Annotated in this window: 13 protein-coding genes and 2 pseudogenes; 7 read left to right on the forward strand and 8 right to left on the reverse strand. The window is 70.0% G+C overall.

The features are described from left to right. Positions 1-2: 2 nt before the first annotated feature. Genes OG589_RS18430 through OG589_RS18445 form a run of 4 tightly spaced genes read right to left on the reverse strand, consistent with a single transcriptional unit; the run spans position 3 to position 5,102 of the window. Positions 3-1,769 (reverse strand): thiamine pyrophosphate-binding protein, encoded by a 1,767-nt coding sequence (locus tag OG589_RS18430; protein ID WP_405150646.1) that lies wholly within the window; start codon positions 1,767-1,769, stop codon positions 3-5. Next, positions 1,766-2,935, reverse strand: coding sequence for an acyl-CoA dehydrogenase family protein (locus OG589_RS18435; RefSeq protein WP_405150647.1), 1,170 nt, complete (start codon positions 2,933-2,935; stop codon positions 1,766-1,768). Before OG589_RS18435 ends, OG589_RS18430 begins: the two co-directional genes overlap by 4 nt. Next, positions 2,932-3,882: a DMT family transporter gene (locus OG589_RS18440; RefSeq protein WP_405150649.1), complete on the reverse strand. Its 951-nt coding sequence runs from the start codon at positions 3,880-3,882 to the stop codon at positions 2,932-2,934. Before OG589_RS18440 ends, OG589_RS18435 begins: the two co-directional genes overlap by 4 nt. After that, complete coding sequence (locus OG589_RS18445; protein ID WP_405150651.1) at positions 3,879-5,102, reverse strand: amidohydrolase family protein; 1,224 nt, start codon at positions 5,100-5,102, stop codon at positions 3,879-3,881. Before OG589_RS18445 ends, OG589_RS18440 begins: the two co-directional genes overlap by 4 nt. Before the next feature lie 144 nt (positions 5,103-5,246). Here OG589_RS18445 and OG589_RS18450 point away from each other — a divergent pair, with 144 nt between their 5' ends. Both OG589_RS18450 and OG589_RS18455 read left to right on the forward strand, forming a co-directional pair. Beyond that, on the forward strand, positions 5,247-5,849 hold the full coding sequence (locus OG589_RS18450; protein ID WP_405150653.1) for a TetR/AcrR family transcriptional regulator: 603 nt from the start codon (positions 5,247-5,249) through the stop codon (positions 5,847-5,849). Positions 5,850-6,100: 251 nt separating this feature from the next. After that, the gene (locus OG589_RS18455; RefSeq protein ID WP_405150655.1) at positions 6,101-6,427 is read left to right on the forward strand and encodes a hypothetical protein; all 327 of its coding nucleotides are present in this window, start codon (positions 6,101-6,103) and stop codon (positions 6,425-6,427) included. 133 nt (positions 6,428-6,560) lie between these two features. On the opposite strand, the gene OG589_RS18460 is transcribed toward OG589_RS18455, so the two are convergent. Together OG589_RS18460 and OG589_RS18465 are read right to left on the reverse strand one after the other, a co-directional pair. Further along, positions 6,561-6,809 (reverse strand): hypothetical protein, encoded by a 249-nt coding sequence (locus tag OG589_RS18460; RefSeq protein ID WP_405150657.1) that lies wholly within the window; start codon positions 6,807-6,809, stop codon positions 6,561-6,563. Beyond that, positions 6,806-8,305: pseudogene (locus OG589_RS18465) on the reverse strand (protein kinase domain-containing protein); the annotation flags it as partial. The pseudogene OG589_RS18465 and the gene OG589_RS18460, both read right to left, overlap by 4 nt. Before the next feature lie 120 nt (positions 8,306-8,425). Here OG589_RS18465 and OG589_RS18470 point away from each other — a divergent pair. Further along, positions 8,426-8,899, forward strand: a pseudogene (locus OG589_RS18470) (helix-turn-helix transcriptional regulator); the annotation flags it as partial. A 396-nt stretch (positions 8,900-9,295) separates the two neighbouring features. Next, complete coding sequence (locus OG589_RS18475; RefSeq protein WP_405150659.1) at positions 9,296-9,763, forward strand: hypothetical protein; 468 nt, start codon at positions 9,296-9,298, stop codon at positions 9,761-9,763. A gap of 233 nt (positions 9,764-9,996) precedes the next feature. Here OG589_RS18475 and OG589_RS18480 read toward each other — a convergent pair whose 3' ends face one another. After that, on the reverse strand, positions 9,997-10,227 hold the full coding sequence (locus tag OG589_RS18480; protein ID WP_405150661.1) for a hypothetical protein: 231 nt from the start codon (positions 10,225-10,227) through the stop codon (positions 9,997-9,999). Positions 10,228-10,335: 108 nt separating this feature from the next. On the opposite strand from OG589_RS18480, the gene OG589_RS18485 reads away from it, so the two are divergent. Beyond that, a complete protein-coding gene (locus tag OG589_RS18485) occupies positions 10,336-11,208 on the forward strand; it encodes a class I SAM-dependent methyltransferase (RefSeq protein WP_405150663.1) in 873 nt (290 codons plus the stop codon). Positions 11,209-11,283: 75 nt separating this feature from the next. Beyond that, on the forward strand, positions 11,284-11,931 hold the full coding sequence (locus OG589_RS18490; RefSeq protein WP_405150665.1) for a TetR/AcrR family transcriptional regulator: 648 nt from the start codon (positions 11,284-11,286) through the stop codon (positions 11,929-11,931). A 69-nt stretch (positions 11,932-12,000) separates the two neighbouring features. Here the strand turns inward: OG589_RS18490 and OG589_RS18495 are convergent, their stop codons facing one another. Continuing rightward, positions 12,001-13,470, reverse strand: coding sequence for a helix-turn-helix domain-containing protein (locus OG589_RS18495; protein WP_405150667.1), 1,470 nt, complete (start codon positions 13,468-13,470; stop codon positions 12,001-12,003). A gap of 368 nt (positions 13,471-13,838) precedes the next feature. Here OG589_RS18495 and aceA point away from each other — a divergent pair, with 368 nt between their 5' ends. Further along, positions 13,839-15,125, forward strand: a complete 1,287-nt coding sequence (gene aceA / locus OG589_RS18500) for an isocitrate lyase (protein WP_405150669.1) — start codon at positions 13,839-13,841, stop codon at positions 15,123-15,125. Positions 15,126-15,232: the final 107 nt, after the last annotated feature.

Here is a 15,232-nt window from a genome sequence, read left to right on the forward strand (position 1 = left end):
GGTCACTGGCTCTCCTTGACGACGATGACGGTGGGGACGGGGGCGCGCACCGCTTCTCGTACGGCCTCACGCAGCTCGCCGGGGGTGCCGGCGGCGAGGCCCCGCGCCCCGTAGGCGCGGGCGAGCAGCACGAAGTCGGGCGCGTGCAGGTCCACGGCGACCGGTGGCATGCCGCGTTCGGCCATCTCGGCGCGGATCTCCCCGTAGCCGCCGTTCACCGACACCACGATCGGAAGCGAGAGGCCGAGCTCGACGGCGGTGGCCAGCTCCTGCAGGCTGAACTGGAACGCCCCGTCCCCGGCGAGCACCGCCACGGGCGTGCCCGGACGCGCGACGGCGGCGCCGATCCCGGCGGGCAGCGCGAACCCGAGCGTGCCGTAGCCGGTGGGGAACAGGAACCTGCCCGGCGGGTCCGTCGGCAGGCCGCCGAGGGCGCCGTAGTAGCACATCATCGAGTTGTCTGCGGCGACGATCGTCTCGGCCGGCAGCGCGTCGCGCAGGGCCGCGAGGTGGCCCGCCCACCTGCGCGTGAGCGCCTCCAGCTCGGCGTCGCGCGCGTGCCACAGCCCGGGCCCGGGCTTCGACGCCGCGACGTGGGCGGGTGCCAGGCGTTCGAGCAGGCCGCGCAGCGCCTCGCCCGCGTCGCCCACGACGGGCACGTCCGCGACATGGTCCCCGTGCATCTGGCCGGGGTCGACATCGACCCTGATGAGCGTGCCGCCCAGCCGGAAGTCGTCCACCCAGAGGTCGGACGGCGCCAGCTCGGTCCCGGCCGCCAGGACCACGTCGCACCCGGCCAGCCACTCGCGCACGGCCGCGAGGTGCAAGGTGGCGCCGAGGGACAGCGGGTGGCTCTCGGGGACGGCGCCCTTCCCGTTCGCCGTCGTGACGATCGGCGCCCCGAGCAGCTCCGCCAGCTCCACCGCCAGCTCGCCGGGCGATCGCGTACGGGCGGCGGGGTGCGGGCCGTCCGTACGCGCGGCCGTCCGCGGGCCGTCCGTACGGGCGCTCGGGTGGCCGTCCGTACGGGCGTGTTCCGGTGGCCGGGGGTGGTCGGGTGCGGGCGGGTGGCAGCCGCCGCCGAGGACGACGGCGGGGCGGCGGGCCGTGCCGAGCGCGGTGGCCGCCGCGTCGAGGGCGGCGGGGTCCGGCGCGCGGCGGAGCAGCCGGAGCGGGGGGCCGAGCCCGGCGGGGCCCTCGGCGTCGAGCAGGTCGACCGGGATCTCGATGTGGACGGGCCGGGGACGTCCCTCGCGGAAGAGGGCGAACGCGCGCGCGACCGCCGCCGGGATCTCCGCGACCGAGGTGACCCGGTGGCTCCAGGCGCACAGCGCGTCGAGGGCGCGGGACTGGTCCTTGCTCTCGTGCAGGTATCCGCGGCCCTGGCGGGGGTGCGAGGACGGGACGCCGGGCGAGACCAGCAGCACGGGCACCGAGTCGGAGTAGGCCTGGGCGAGCGCGGTGGCGGCGTTGACGGCCGCCGGCCCCGTCGTGGTGACGGCCACGCCGGGACGGCCGCACGCGCGGGCGTACCCGTCTGCGGCGTAGCCGGCTCCCTGCTCGTGCCGCGGCGTCACGCAGCGGATCCCGGCCTTGCCGAGCTCCTGGTAGAGGGCCAGGTTGTGGGTGCCGGGGATGCCGAAGACGGTGTCCACCCCGTATGAGGCGAGCGCGGCCACCAGCGCGCCCGCGCCCGTGAGCCCGTGGCCGAGGCCGGTGGGGCCGGGGTCGCGCGGGGGCGTGGGGGCGGGGTCGCGCGGGGCGGTCACGCGTTCCTCGCCAGGGAGCGGGAGATGATCAGTCGCTGGATGTCGGAGGTGCCTTCCTCGATCTCCTCCAGCTTGGCGTCGCGCATCCACTTCTCCACCAGGTACTCGCGGGAGTAGCCCCAGCCGCCGTGGGTCTGGACCGCGGCCCAGGTGCACCACATGGCGTTCTCCGAGGCGGTCAGCTTGGCGATCGCCGACTCCTCCGCGACCGGCTCCCCCGCGTCGTAAAGCGCGGCGGCCCGCATGGTGACAAGGTGCGAAATATCGGCTTTTGCGGCCATGTCGGCGAGCCTGAACGCCACCGCCTGATGTTCGATGATCTTCACCCCGAACTGCTCGCGGTCCCGCGCGTACGCGAGCGAGGCGTCCAGCGCGGCGCGCGACAGCCCCGTGCAGGCGGCGCCGATCAGGATCCGGGAGGCGTCGAAGGTGCGCATCAGCCCGTGGAACCCCTGCCCCTCCTCGCCGAGCCGGTTGTCCACGGGCACCCGCACGCGGTCCAGGAACAGCTCGGCGCAGGCGATGCCGCGCTGGCCCATCTTCGGCATCGGGTTGCCGACCGTGAAGCCCTCCATGCCCCGCTCGACCACGAACGCCGTGATGCCGCGCGACCGCGTGCCGGGCGAGACCGTCGCGAACACCACGAACAGGTCCGCGTACGGGCCGTTGGAGATCCACGCCTTGGAGCCGGTGAGGAGGTAGGAGTCGCCGTCGCGCACGGCCCGGGTCGTCAGCGAGGCCGCGTCGGACCCCACGCCGGGCTCGGTCACCGCCAGCGCGGTCAGCGGCGGGACGCCCTCGCAGAGCGGGGTGAGGAAGCGGCACCGCTGCTCCTCGCTGCCGAGCTCCAGCACCGGGGCCGCGAAGAAGCCGCTGGAGGTGACCAGGTTCCCGATCGACACGTCACCGTGGCACAGCTCCTCCTGGATCAGGCACTGGGTCGCCAGGTCGCCCACGCCCCCGCCGCCGTACTCCTCGGGCAGCATGTAGGAGGTCAGCCCCGCCCTCGCGGCGCTCTCCCAGATGTCACGGGGCAGCTCGTGGTCGGCCTCGTCCACCTCGCGGGCACGCGGCCTGATCTCCGCGGCGGCGAACTCGCGCGCCAGCCGTACGAAGTCCCGCTGCTCCTCGGTCAGGGCCGAGCCGCTGCGTATGGGACGAGTCATGGCGTTTCTCCTCCGGGGACGGGGGTGAGGGGGCGAAGGGGAGGCGCCGGGGCGGCGCGTGCGGGCACGGCGACGAGGACCATCGCCACGAGCAGGCATCCGCCGCCCACCAGCAGCGACCATCCGGCCGCCTCGCCGTACAGCAGCACCGCGAAGGCGGTCGCCCACAGCGGCTCGACCGACATGACGACGGCGGCGGTGGTCGCGGGCACGTGGGCCTGCGACCAGGTCTGCGCCAGGAAGGACAGCGCCCCTGCGACGGTCGCCAGGTACACCACGCCGAGCCAGTCCCCCGGCGACCCCGGCACCGCGATGCCGCCGGGCGCGGCCACCGCCGTCATCACGCAGGCCAGCGTGCCGATCTGGACCACCGTCAGCGCGTAGGCCTCCTCGGGACGGCTCCACCTGCCGAGCGCGACGATGTGGACCGCGTAGAGCGCCGCCGACACCAGCGTGAGCGTCAGCCCGGCGGCCGGGATCGGCCCCCCGCCTCCCCCGGCCATCAGCATGAACGCGGCGAGCCCGGCCACGGTCAGCCCCACGGCCGTCCAGGCGCGCCGGGTGATCCTCGTACGGAACCACAGGAGCCCGAGCAGCGGTGTCATGACGACGTAGGAGCCGGTGACGAATCCGGAGACGTAGGACGGCAGCGTCGTGAGCCCGTAGGTCTGGGTGGCCAGGGCCGCGCTGTACACCACCCCGAGCCCGACGCCGGCCCACCACGCCCGGGGGCGAAGCCCGCGCAGCGCCGTGGGGCGTATCGCGACCAGCAGGGCGGCCGACATCAGGTAGCGCACGGCGAGCAGGTCGATCACGGGCAGCCGGGTGACCATGTCCTTGACCAGGGGGAAGGTGGTGCCCCACACGGCCGTCACGCCCAGCAGCGCCGCGACGCCCGCGAGGTGCCGCGCGGCACGCGGCTCCAGAAGGCCTTCGAGGGGCTTCACCGCAGGTCGTTCTTGAGGATGTCGCCGTTCTTCATGACGAAGGCGACGTCGGTGAAGGCATCGACGTCGAAGGGGCCCCGGACGGCTACCAGGTCGGCGTACTTGCCCGGCGCGACCGAGCCGACGCGGTCGTCCCAGCCCATGCACTCGGCGCCGGTCAGCGTGGCGGCGCGCAGGGCGCCGAGCGGGGTCATGCCGTACTCGACCATGGTGCGCAGCTGCCGTGCCTGCATGCCGTGCGGGAAGCCGCCCGCGTCCGTGCCGAAGCCGATCCTGACCCCGGCGCTCACCGCTCTGGCGAACGCCTCGCGCTGCGCCTCGGCCGTCTCGTCGTTCTTGCGCAGCCCTTCGGCGTCGAAGCCGTTGGTCGCGGCGGTCTCGCGGATCCAGTCGGCCCACCAGATGTCGGCCGACAGGTAGGTGCCGTGCTCCAGCATGAGCTCGATGCCCTCGTCGTCCAGGTAGCAGGCGTGCTCGATCGAGCGCACCCCGGCTCTGACGGCCATCTTGATGCCCTCGGCGCCGTGGGCGTGCGCCGCGACGTGCGCGCCGTACCAGGAGGCCTCCTGGACGGCGGCGCGCATCTGCTCCTCGGTCAGCTCGGGAGCGCCCGGCACGGTGCCGGCGGCCATCACCGCGCCCGTCGCGATGAGCTTGATGAGGTCGGCCCCGCCGTGCAGGATCTCGCGGACCCGCTCGCGCACGTCATCCACGGTCCGTACGGACCCGAAGCGCAGGTCGCGGGGAAGCTCGATGTCGTGCGCCAGGCCGGTGATCATGCCTCCGCCGGAGGAGACCGTGACGTAGGCCCCGGCCACGGCCATCCGGGGGCCGATGACCGTGCCGTCGTCGATGGCGTCACGCAGCGCCGTGTCGACGAAGGCGCGAAATGTCCCGACGTCCCGCACCGTCGTGAAGCCCGCCAGCACGGTGTCGCGGGCGTTGCGCACGCCGGCGAGGGCCTGCCTCGCGGCGCTGAGCTTCAGCTCCTGGACGTAGTCGGCGCAGGCCGCGACCCCGACCAGATGCGTGTGCAGGTCGATGAGGCCGGGCGCGAGGGTCGCGTCGCCGAGGTCGACGACCCGCACGCCGGAGGGCACGGGGCTCGTCCCTGGCAGGATCTCGGCGATCCGTTCGCCCTCCACCAGCACCGTCCGGTCGTCCAGCACGTGACCGGCCTCGACATCCACCAGCCGCGCGCATCGCACCGCGATCGCCATCAGAGATCCCTTCCAGGCGTTTCCTGAGTCGCAACTCAAACACATCGGCCTTGAGCATGACAATGGGTGATTTGACTAAGTCGCGCCTCAGCCTTCGCGGCGCAATTCACGCTCACGGCGCGCCAGGCGCGCTAGGGTTCCCCTGTGGCACGAGGATTCGGCCGGATACGTCGCGAAGATCTGCTCAGGACGGCCTGTGAAGTGATCACCGCGCAGGGCTTCGGGCACACGCGCACCCTCGACATCGCCCAGGCGGCGGGGGTCAGCCAGGGGCTGCTCTTCTACCACTTCGAGACCAAGGACAACCTGTTCGCGCAGGCCTTCGCGTACGCCGCGCAGCGCGACCTCGACGCGCTCGCCAAGCTGGAGCAGACCGGCGGCCCGCCGCTCGAACGGCTGCGCGACCTGCTCAAGCTCTACTCCCCCAGCGGCAAATCCAAGTCGTGGGCGCTGTGGATCGACGCCTGGTCCGAGTCGCTGCGCGGCACCGCGCTCGAAGAGGTGTCCCGCACCATCGACCTGCGCTGGAAGCAGGCGTTGCGCACGATCCTCGACGACGGCATCGCCGAGGGCGTCTTCCTGTGCCCCGACCCCGACGCCTCCACGTGGCGCATCGTCTCGCTCATCGACGGGCTCGCCGTGCAGACCACCGTGCACAAGCGCGTGCTCACCCGGGCGCGGCTCGCCGAGCTGGTGCGCACGGCCACCGCCACCGAGCTCGGCATATCACCCGAAGCCCTGTCCTGACGTTCCCGTCCAGCGGCGGGATGGCAGGAAGCGGTCACCGGCTCGCAACTTGCTGCCTTTCGATTCTCTGTCCCATGGCGTGCGGAAAGCGCAGAGTTGTTTCTGCGAGAACAAAATCCACCGCCGCAGGAAAAGAGCAGGAGAAATGAAGAAGCCGACCGCCGCCCCGGCCCGGCCCAGGGCCGGCACCACCTGGGACGCAGCCGCCCCCGCAGACGGATCCCCCTGGAACTGAGGGGCGGTGCGCAGCGATGTTGGTGGTCCTGACGATGCGCCGCATCAAGGGAAAGCCGTCGGGCGAACCGCCCCTCGACGGAGAGAGAATGCTCGCCCTATTGCCCAGGCAATGGCGTAAGAATTACCGGGAGGGCGCCGGATACATCGCCATCAGAATTCAGGCCGACGAGAACACGACCGCCACGCAGATACGCGAACAGGTGGTCGCCATCCTGACCAATCCGGAGATCACCCGCTGGCGCCTGGTCTCCTGCGAACCCCTGACACACCCCCCGACCCCAAGGAGAGGCAACCCTGCCACCATCACCCACCACACAACCCAGCACGCCCAGTGGAACTGAAGCGGGCCGCCCATGGGTCGACCTGAAGCCCGAGTGCGGAGGAGCGGGTCCGGGGACCCACAGCCTCAAAAGATCATGGCTGCAGACCACGATCTCCTGTACCCGATTCAACATGCACGTGTAACTGATCGATTTAATCGTCTCGTGCCGGCCGACTGAGAAGGCGTTCGAGGTTCTTCAGCAGGTCACGGAGGTGGCCGGCTTCAGGGTGGTCGGCACCGGGGACGGCAATCACATCGTTGAGCAGAGATCGGAGCACGGCCCACGCCTGCTGGGGATCACCGAGCTGAGTGAGGATCCGGGCCAACTCCCGCCTCAGCTCAAGCGCTAGCGGATGCCTTTCACCCAGAACAGGTGTCATCTCGCCGAGCAAGGAGGTCATCTGCGAGACGCGCCTTCCAGCAGTTCGATGGCCTGGCTGAGCCGCCCGCCGAGCGCTAGTTCCTCCGCACGATGGTTGGCCGCAACCAGCTCCGCCTCCGACAGCGTGGGCAGGGCTGATGCGGGCTCGGACACCGGAACATGCGGACGCGCGAGAGCCGTCTCGGCGATCCGCTCTACGACGGCCGCGTACATGCGCATCGGATCCGGGGACGGAGCCGCGGTGACGGTTCCCGGCAGCGGCGGCAGTGCGTCCACGAATGGAAGCAGCCGTTCGTAAACCTCTGCCGCCCCGCTGGGCCGGTCGGACGGCTTCTTGGCCAGCAGGTCCAACACCAGGCGCTCCATCTCGGCAGGCACGTCGGCACGTACGGACCGGAGTGGTGCGGGCGGTTCGGACAGATGGCGGCCCACCTCGGCCGCGGTGTGCTCTGACTCGAAGACTCGCGAACCGGCCAGCAGCTCGTGGAGCACGCACCCGAGCGCGTAAAGGTCGCTCTGCGGGCTCGCAGTACCCATGAGGCTCATCTCGGGCGACATGTAGAACGGCGTGCCCAGCCCCTCACCCGCCCGGGTTATCTGGGTGATGTCCCCCGAGCCCAGCACGGCCACGATGCCGAAGTCGAGCACCTTGACCGTGCCGTCGGGGCACAGGAACAGGTTCGACGGCTTCAGGTCCCGGTGAATCAGCGACTCCGCGTGCGCGACCGTGAGCACCGCGCAGATCTGGGCACCGATCGCCGCCGCCCACGCCACGGGTAGCCGCCTGTGATGCTCGATCAAGTGATCGACGCGGTATCCCTGGACGAGCTGCATCATCAGGTACAGATCGCCCTTGTGCGTGCCGATGTCGTGGATGATCGGCACCCCGGGATGCTGGATCCTCGCGGTGACCCGGGCCTCGCGGCGGAAGCGCTGCTCGGCCTCCTCGCGAAGCTCCGGCGTCGGGAACCTGTCCGAACGGATGAACTTCGCTGCTACATGCCGGTCCAGGGACTGGTCGAATCCCTTCCAGACCTCACCGTAACCACCACGGCCGAGATATTCGACCAGTTCGCCGGCGATGGTCAGCGCGTCCTTGTAGATCTCGGTGAGGCTAGCGATCTGGTCGTCCGGGATGAGCTTGCGCTTGTCGCCGAGGGACTTGCGCATCTTCGACCAGCACTCGCGACCGTCGAGCAAGATCACCTTGTCCTTCAACGCCGGAGCCTTGCGGTTGGAGAGGATCCAGAAGTACGTGGAGATGCCGGTGTTGTAGAAGAGCTGTTCGGGCAGGGCGACGATGGCCTCCAGCCAGTCGTTCTCCAGGATCCAGCGGCGGATGTTCGACTCCCCCGACTCGGCGGCCCCGGTGAACAGCGGGGAGCCGTTGAAGACGATGGCGATTCGGGAGCCGCCCTGCTCGACCGGCTTCATCTTGGAGATCATGTGCTGCAGGAAGAGCAGCGAGCCGTCGTTGATGCGTGGCGTGCCGGCTCCGAAGCGCCGCCCAGACCCGCCGCGGTCCGAACCGTACGCCGACTCCAACTCCCCTCGTGGACCGCAGGGGCGCGGCGGTGATGAGCCGTTGCCGCGCCGCGACCTGGTCCTGACCATGATCCGTCGGGGGCGCCACTCAGCGTGGCCGACATCGCCGAGCGACTCGGCGTCCATGCCAACACGGCGCGCTTCCACCTCGACGCCCTAGTCGCCGCGGGAGCCGTCGAGCGTACCCGCGGCCTGCGCACCGGGCCGGGCCGCCCTCCCGTGGTATACGCGCCGCGCCCCGGGATGGATCCGACCGGCCCCATGAACTACCGACTGCTGGCGGAGATCCTCACCGGTCACCTTGCCGCCACGGCCGCCGACCCGGCCGAGACGACCACCGACGCCGGACGCACCTGGGGGGCGTCCCTGGCGCCGTCACCTCCACCGTTTCGCGAGGTGACCGAGTGCGACGCCGTGGGTCGGCTGATCGATTTGCTCGACGGCCTCGGCTTCGCGCCCGAACCACAACCCGTTGAGCGAGCGACCCGGATCGGCCTGCGCCACTGCCCCTTCCTGGAACTATGCGGCCATCATCGCTGCGGAACGCGGTACCCCGGACCGTAACGCCGTCTTCTTGCCGACCATCTGGTCTCCCTATACAACACTTCACAAGGCCGTGGAGCACGATCACGACCTGCACCGGGATTGGGGTAACACTGTCCCGCGTCCACGTGCCGGGCGCGTCCATCCGACGGTTGAGGAGCGACGTGAACCTGCGTCGCAACATAGGTAACCCAGCGTCCCAACCCCGGGCACCGCAGCATTCGCCGTGAACCCGCGAATATCCGATCCGGTCCTCGCGAAGGCCGCCTTGAAGGCGAAAGATCACTCGCGTGTCAATAACGAAACAGAGCCGATGCGCTGACCCTCCTCCCTGTGCGAAGGAGGAACGTCTAGCGTTTGCGGAAGGCTCGCCGATTCGGGTGAGCTGCTGTTTCTTGATATGGGAAGTGGGCGGGAATGGCGAAGTGGACGAGGCGTTTGTCAGCCGTTGCGGCGGCGGGGATCATGCTTGCGGCACTGCTCCCCGCGCAGACAGCATTCGCGGTTCCCCTGCCTTCGGTGGAGGGGAAGGCACCGGGAAGGGCCGTCAATCTCAAGCTCACGGAGAAGATCCGGCACAAGCTCGCCGACGCGTTCTGGAATCAGGACTACGGGAAATACCATCCAGACGCCTCCCGAAACAAGGTGGACGGGCCGAAAGGCGTCTACTACGGGAAGATAAAGGGGGCGACGGCGGCGAAGGACATCTACTGGGCCGTGGGTTCCATCGGAATCAAGGGCGATCCGATCAGCTATCAGGACGGCCCGCATGTCTGGCGTAAGCGGTACCACGGCGCGTGGGCGTATCTCGGTGACACGGGCGGGTGCCTGGCCAAGGTGCCGAAAACGCTACTGAAGATATGGCACCTGCCCCCGTGTGATTGAGCCCGGCCGTAGCAAGCCACCGCTCATCCCGCGGCGGCCCCGGTACCTCCAGACAGCACCGCACCATGGACAGACCTGCTCTCCGCGCCACGTTGGTGGGCGTGTGCCCGCTTAGCCCTATCGCCATTCGCCGGCGAAGAGGGGTTCGACCGGGCGGCCGTCGCGGCGGAGGCGCAGGTCTTCGAAGATGGTGCTCCGGGCGGCCCGTTCGACCTCGGCGTCCAAGTCGAGGCTCAGCTCCTCCGGGCGGCTCGCCACCTTGAACACGAACCACCAGGAACTTCGTGGTCGGTGACCTTGGGCAGGCGCTTGCGCCCCGCGATCAGCAGCCGGAGACGCCGCCCCGGCCATGAGTGCAGCGCCACGAACAGGCGCTGCACCTCGTCGAACGACTCCACTTCCTCCTCATCCACCTTTGGCCGGTACAGGAGGGAGATGTCGCCGTCTTCAAGGATCTCCCCCATCTGATGGGCCTACCCTCGGCCCGCTCATACGAGACTTCGGCTCAGGCTGCTAGAGTCGTGAACACTCGTTCATGAACGTATGTTCACAACGTTGCGTGGGAGGGCTTGATGCGTTCGATCGTCAACACTCAGCAGGCTGAGGCGTGGAACGGGTACGAGGGGAACCACTGGGCCGACAACCGCGATCGGTACGACGCGGTGAACAGCGGGTTCAACGGCTACCTGCTCGACGCCGCGTCCATCGGGGAGCATGACCGGGTCCTCGACGTCGGCTGCGGTAACGGGCAGGTGACCAGGCTGGCGGCGCGACGGGCGCGTCAGGGGCATGCCACGGGGGTCGACCTGTCGGTGCCGATGCTGCGGCAGGCGCGTGCCACCACGACGGAGGAGGGCCTCGCCAACGTCACCTTCGAGGAGGGGGACGCCCAGGTCCACCCGTTCCCGGCGGGCGGGTTCGACGTGGCCGTGAGCCGGTTCGCGATCATGTTCTTCGCCGATCCGGTCGCCGCGTTCGCCAACATCGGCCGGGCCCTGCGCCCGGGGGGCCGGGTGGCCTTCCTGAGCCTGCGGAGCATGGACCAGAACGACCTGGGGTCGGTCTTCGCGGCGATGGCGAAGTATCTCACCACCAGCGAGAAAGCCGAGGAGGCCGAGGAGGCCGACGCTCCGGGGCCGGAGTCGCTGGCCGATCCGGCGCGCGTCCACGAGGTGCTCACCGGCGCCGGCTTCGCCGACGTGGTCACGACGCCCGTCGACGCACCGCAGGTATGGGGCAGGGACGCGGCGGACGCGGCCGGGTTCCTCGGCGCGTGGGGGCCCGTCCAGCACAGGCTCCGCCAGGTCGACCAGGCTGCGGCGGCCCGGGCCCTCGACGCGCTCGCGGAGGCACTGCGTCCCTTCGAGGAACCGGACGCCGTACGCCTGCGCGGCGCCGCCTGGCTGATCACCGCCACCCGCCCGGGAACACCTGGATCGCGGTGACCCGGGCACTGGCAGGACGGCCCCCGTGACGCCTCCCCACCCAGGCGAAGAGCCTGGTCACTACCATGTGGCGTGATGTCTCCCAGAAGAGCGGCCGTGCTGCGCGAGGGCGGTGGCGACCAGAGCCTGCGCGAGCACCTGATCGCCACCGCCGAACGCCTCATCGCCGAGCGCGGCACGGCCGGGCTGACCGTGCGCGCGATCGCCCGCGAGGCCCAGGTCGCCGACGGGGTGCTCTACAACCACTTCGCGGACAAGGAAGAGCTCCTCGCGCTGGCCCTGCACGCGCACGTACGCACCGTCGAGCGGAGGCTGGGCGAGCCGCCCCGGCGCGCGGGCGAGGGCACCGTCGAGGCGAACCTCCGCGCCTACGTCGCCTACGGGCTCGCCGTGCACATCGCGATCCTGCCCGCCTTCGCGGGGCTGGTGCACCAGCCCGGGGTGTTCATCCGGTTCAACGAGCTGCCGAACCCGATGGCCGAGGGGCGCGGGCTCCGGGCCGACCTGGCCGGTTACCTGCGCGCCGAGCGGGAGCTGGGCCGGCTGGCACCCGGGGCGAGCGCCGAGGCCGCCGCCACGATGATCATCGGCGCCTGCCACGAGCTGGTCCTGCCTGGCGTGTTCAGCGGCTCACCGATCACCCTGGAGCAGATCCCCGACGGCTTCATCGACGAGCTGGTCACCACCATCACCTGTGGCATCCGCGCGGCTCACGGCTCCTGAGCGAGACCCGTCCCGGCCGTCCCGGCGAGCCTGCCGCTCGTGGCGGCGGGTCCGGCCCGAGGTGAGGGATCAGACGCCCGCGTGGCGTTCGAGGAACGTGTAGACGTCGGCCTCGTCGACGCCGGGGAACGAGCCGGGGGGCAGAGCGGCGAGCACGTGCGAGTTCGCCCGCGCCGAGGGCCAGGCGTAGCCCTCCCAGCGCTGGGTCAGCTCGGCGGGCGGGCGGCGGCAGCAGTCCCCCGTCGGGCAGTTCGACTTCGACCTGTTGGTGGTCTCCCTGCCACGGAACCAGCGGGACTCCTTGTACGGCACCCCGAGCGTGATCGCGAAGTCGCGCTCGCGGGAGGGATCGACGTGGGCGCTGCAGAAGTACGTGCCGGTGGGCGAGTCGGAGTACTGGTGGTAGACCGAGAAGCGGTCAGGGGAGAGGAACACCTGCCGCCCCGACCACTGCAGGCACATGCGCTGCCCCTCGATGGCCCCCTGCTCGTCGGCGGGGAACACGATGCCGTCGTTCTCGTACGCCTTGTAGATGATGCCGCCGGCGTTGTTGCGCACGAAGTGGCAGACCAGGTCGAGGTGGTGGGTGGCCAGGTTGGTGAAGCGGTGCGCGGCCATCTCGTACGAGACCGCGAACACGTCCCGCAGATCCTCGACCGACAGGACCCGGTCCTGCTTGGCCTCCTTGAGGTACGGCACGGCGGCGGTCTCGGGCACCAGTACGGCGGCGGCGAAGTAGTTGGCCTCGGTGCGCTGCCGCAGGAAGTCGGCGAAGTCGCGGGGCTTGTGGTGGCCGAGCGCGAGGTGGCCGAGGGTCTGCAGGAGGATCGTGCGCGGGGTGTGCATGCCGAGCTGCTCGTGCTTGACGTAGATGCGGCGGTTGCGGAGATCGGTGATCGACCGCACCGATCTGGGCAGGTCCTGCGCGGTCTGCACGGTGTAGCCGAAATGGGTGACGAGCGCCTGGACGGTGCCCGCCGACAGCGCGCCCGTACGGTAGCCCACGGCGGCGAGCGCCTCGGCGGCGGCGGCCTCGATCTCGGCGAAGTAGTTGCCCTGCTCGCGTTGCTTGCGCCGGAGCTCGGCGTTGGCGGCCCTGGCCTCCTCCGGCGTCGCCGTGCCCTTGGCCTGGCGCGAGCGCAGCTCCTCGTACAGCCCGAGGATGTGCTCCAGCACGTCGTTGGGGACGCGGGCGGAGACCTTCAGCCGGGACAGGCCGAGGGAGGCGTAGATCGGGTCGCGCTGCGCCTCCTCCAGGGCGATCTCCAGCTGGGCGCGGCGGTTGGGTGCCTGCCGGCGTAGCAGCTCCTCCACCGGCACGGTCAGCGCGGCGGCGAGCGACTTCAGCAGCGACAGCTTGGGCTCGCGCTTGCCGTTCTCCAGCAAGGAGAGCTGGCTCGGCGCGCGTCCGACGCGCTCGCCCAGCTCGGACAGGGTGAGGCCGCGCTGCTTGCGCAGGTGCCTCAGACGCTGGCCGAACGCCAGGAGGTCGAGCTCCTGCGTCAAAGACAGCGGTTCTTCACCCACCAAAGACGCCATAGCACGATCCTAGGCGCAATTTCTACATATCTTCCACTCCGCCGCACCACATCCCCCGTACGGCCACTCCGGGCAGGGGTCCGGCTCGGGTCATGACGCCGTTGGCACACCGGCGAAGATCAAAACCAGTCCGAAACATCCTGATATGTCGGCATAAATCGTGATACGACGGCCCACTGCCTAGTGATCCGCGTCACAGGAATTGGTCTAGTCCATAACGAAAACTTTGCATTTCTTGCCAGCAAAATACTGCCGAGTATTCACTTTTCACGAAACATCAGGCATATTTCTCTCGATCAACCTTGCCGCTACCCCCCACACCGTCGCAGACTCGAAGCAAGCGCCCAGAGGACGCCAAAGGAGTCAAAATGAAAGATCGCCTCAAGGGAGCTGCAGACGAGCTGCGGCGAGAGTGGGAGAGCAACCCGCGCTGGAAGAACGTCGAGAGGACCTATACGGCCGAAGACGTCGTTCGACTGCGCGGTTCCGTCCAGGAAGAGCACACTCTCGCGCGGCTTGGCGCCGAGCGGCTGTGGTCCCTGCTGCAGACCGAGGAGTACGTGCACGCGCTGGGCGCCCTCACGGGCAACCAGGCCGTGCAGCAGGTCAAGGCGGGGCTGAAGGCCATCTACCTGTCCGGGTGGCAGGTGGCCGCGGACGCCAACCTCGGCGGCCAGACCTACCCCGACCAGAGCCTCTACCCGGCGAACTCGGTCCCGGCCGTCGTGCGCCGCATCAACAACGCCCTGCTCCGGGCCGACCAGATCACCTGGTCGGAGGGCGACGCCAAGGCCCCGCACTGGCTCGCGCCCATCGTGGCCGACGCCGAGGCCGGCTTCGGAGGCGTCCTCAACGCCTTCGAGCTGATGAAGGGCATGATCGCCGCGGGTGCCGCGGGGGTGCACTGGGAGGACCAGCTCGCCTCGGAGAAGAAGTGCGGCCACCTCGGCGGCAAGGTGCTGATCCCCACCGGCCAGCACATCAAGACCCTCAACGCGGCCCGCCTCGCGGCCGACGTCTGCGACGTCCCCACCCTGATCATCGCGCGGACCGACGCCCAGGCCGCGACGCTCCTGACCAGCGACGTCGACCCCCGTGACCAGGCCTTCGCCACCGGCGACCGTACGGCTGAGGGGTTCTACCGGGTGCGCAACGGCGTGGACGCCTGCATCGCGCGCGGCCTCGCCTACACGCCGTACTCCGACCTGCTGTGGATGGAGACCTCCACGCCCGACCTGGACGTGGCGCGGCGGTTCGCCGAGGCGATCAAGGCGGAGTATCCCGACCAGATGCTCGCCTACAACTGCTCACCGTCGTTCAACTGGAAGCAGCACCTGGACGACTCCACCATCGCCAAGTTCCAGCGAGAGCTCGGCCATATGGGTTACAGCTTCCAGTTCATCACCCTGGCGGGCTTCCACTCGCTGAACCACTCGATGTTCAACCTGGCGCGCGGCTACGCCGAGGAGGGCATGACGGCGTACGTCGAGCTGCAGGAGGCGGAGTTCGGCGCCGAGGCGCAGGGCTACACGGCCACCCGCCACCAGCGGGAGGTCGGCACCGGCTACTTCGACCTGATCAGCACGGCCGTCGCGCCGGACTCCTCGACGGTGGCGCTCAAGGGCTCCACCGAGGCCGAGCAGTTCGCGCACTGAGACACCCATCGCGGGAGGCCGCCTCACGGCGCTCCCCCGCACGCGATCGCGGGCGACCCACGGCACGCCCGCGACCGCGAACCCTTGGAACCCGCGGGTTCGTCCGG

It is taken from the genome of Sphaerisporangium sp. NBC_01403 (assembly GCF_045040145.1).
In the GTDB taxonomy this organism is placed as follows: Bacteria; Actinomycetota; Actinomycetes; order Streptosporangiales; family Streptosporangiaceae; genus Sphaerisporangium; species Sphaerisporangium viridialbum.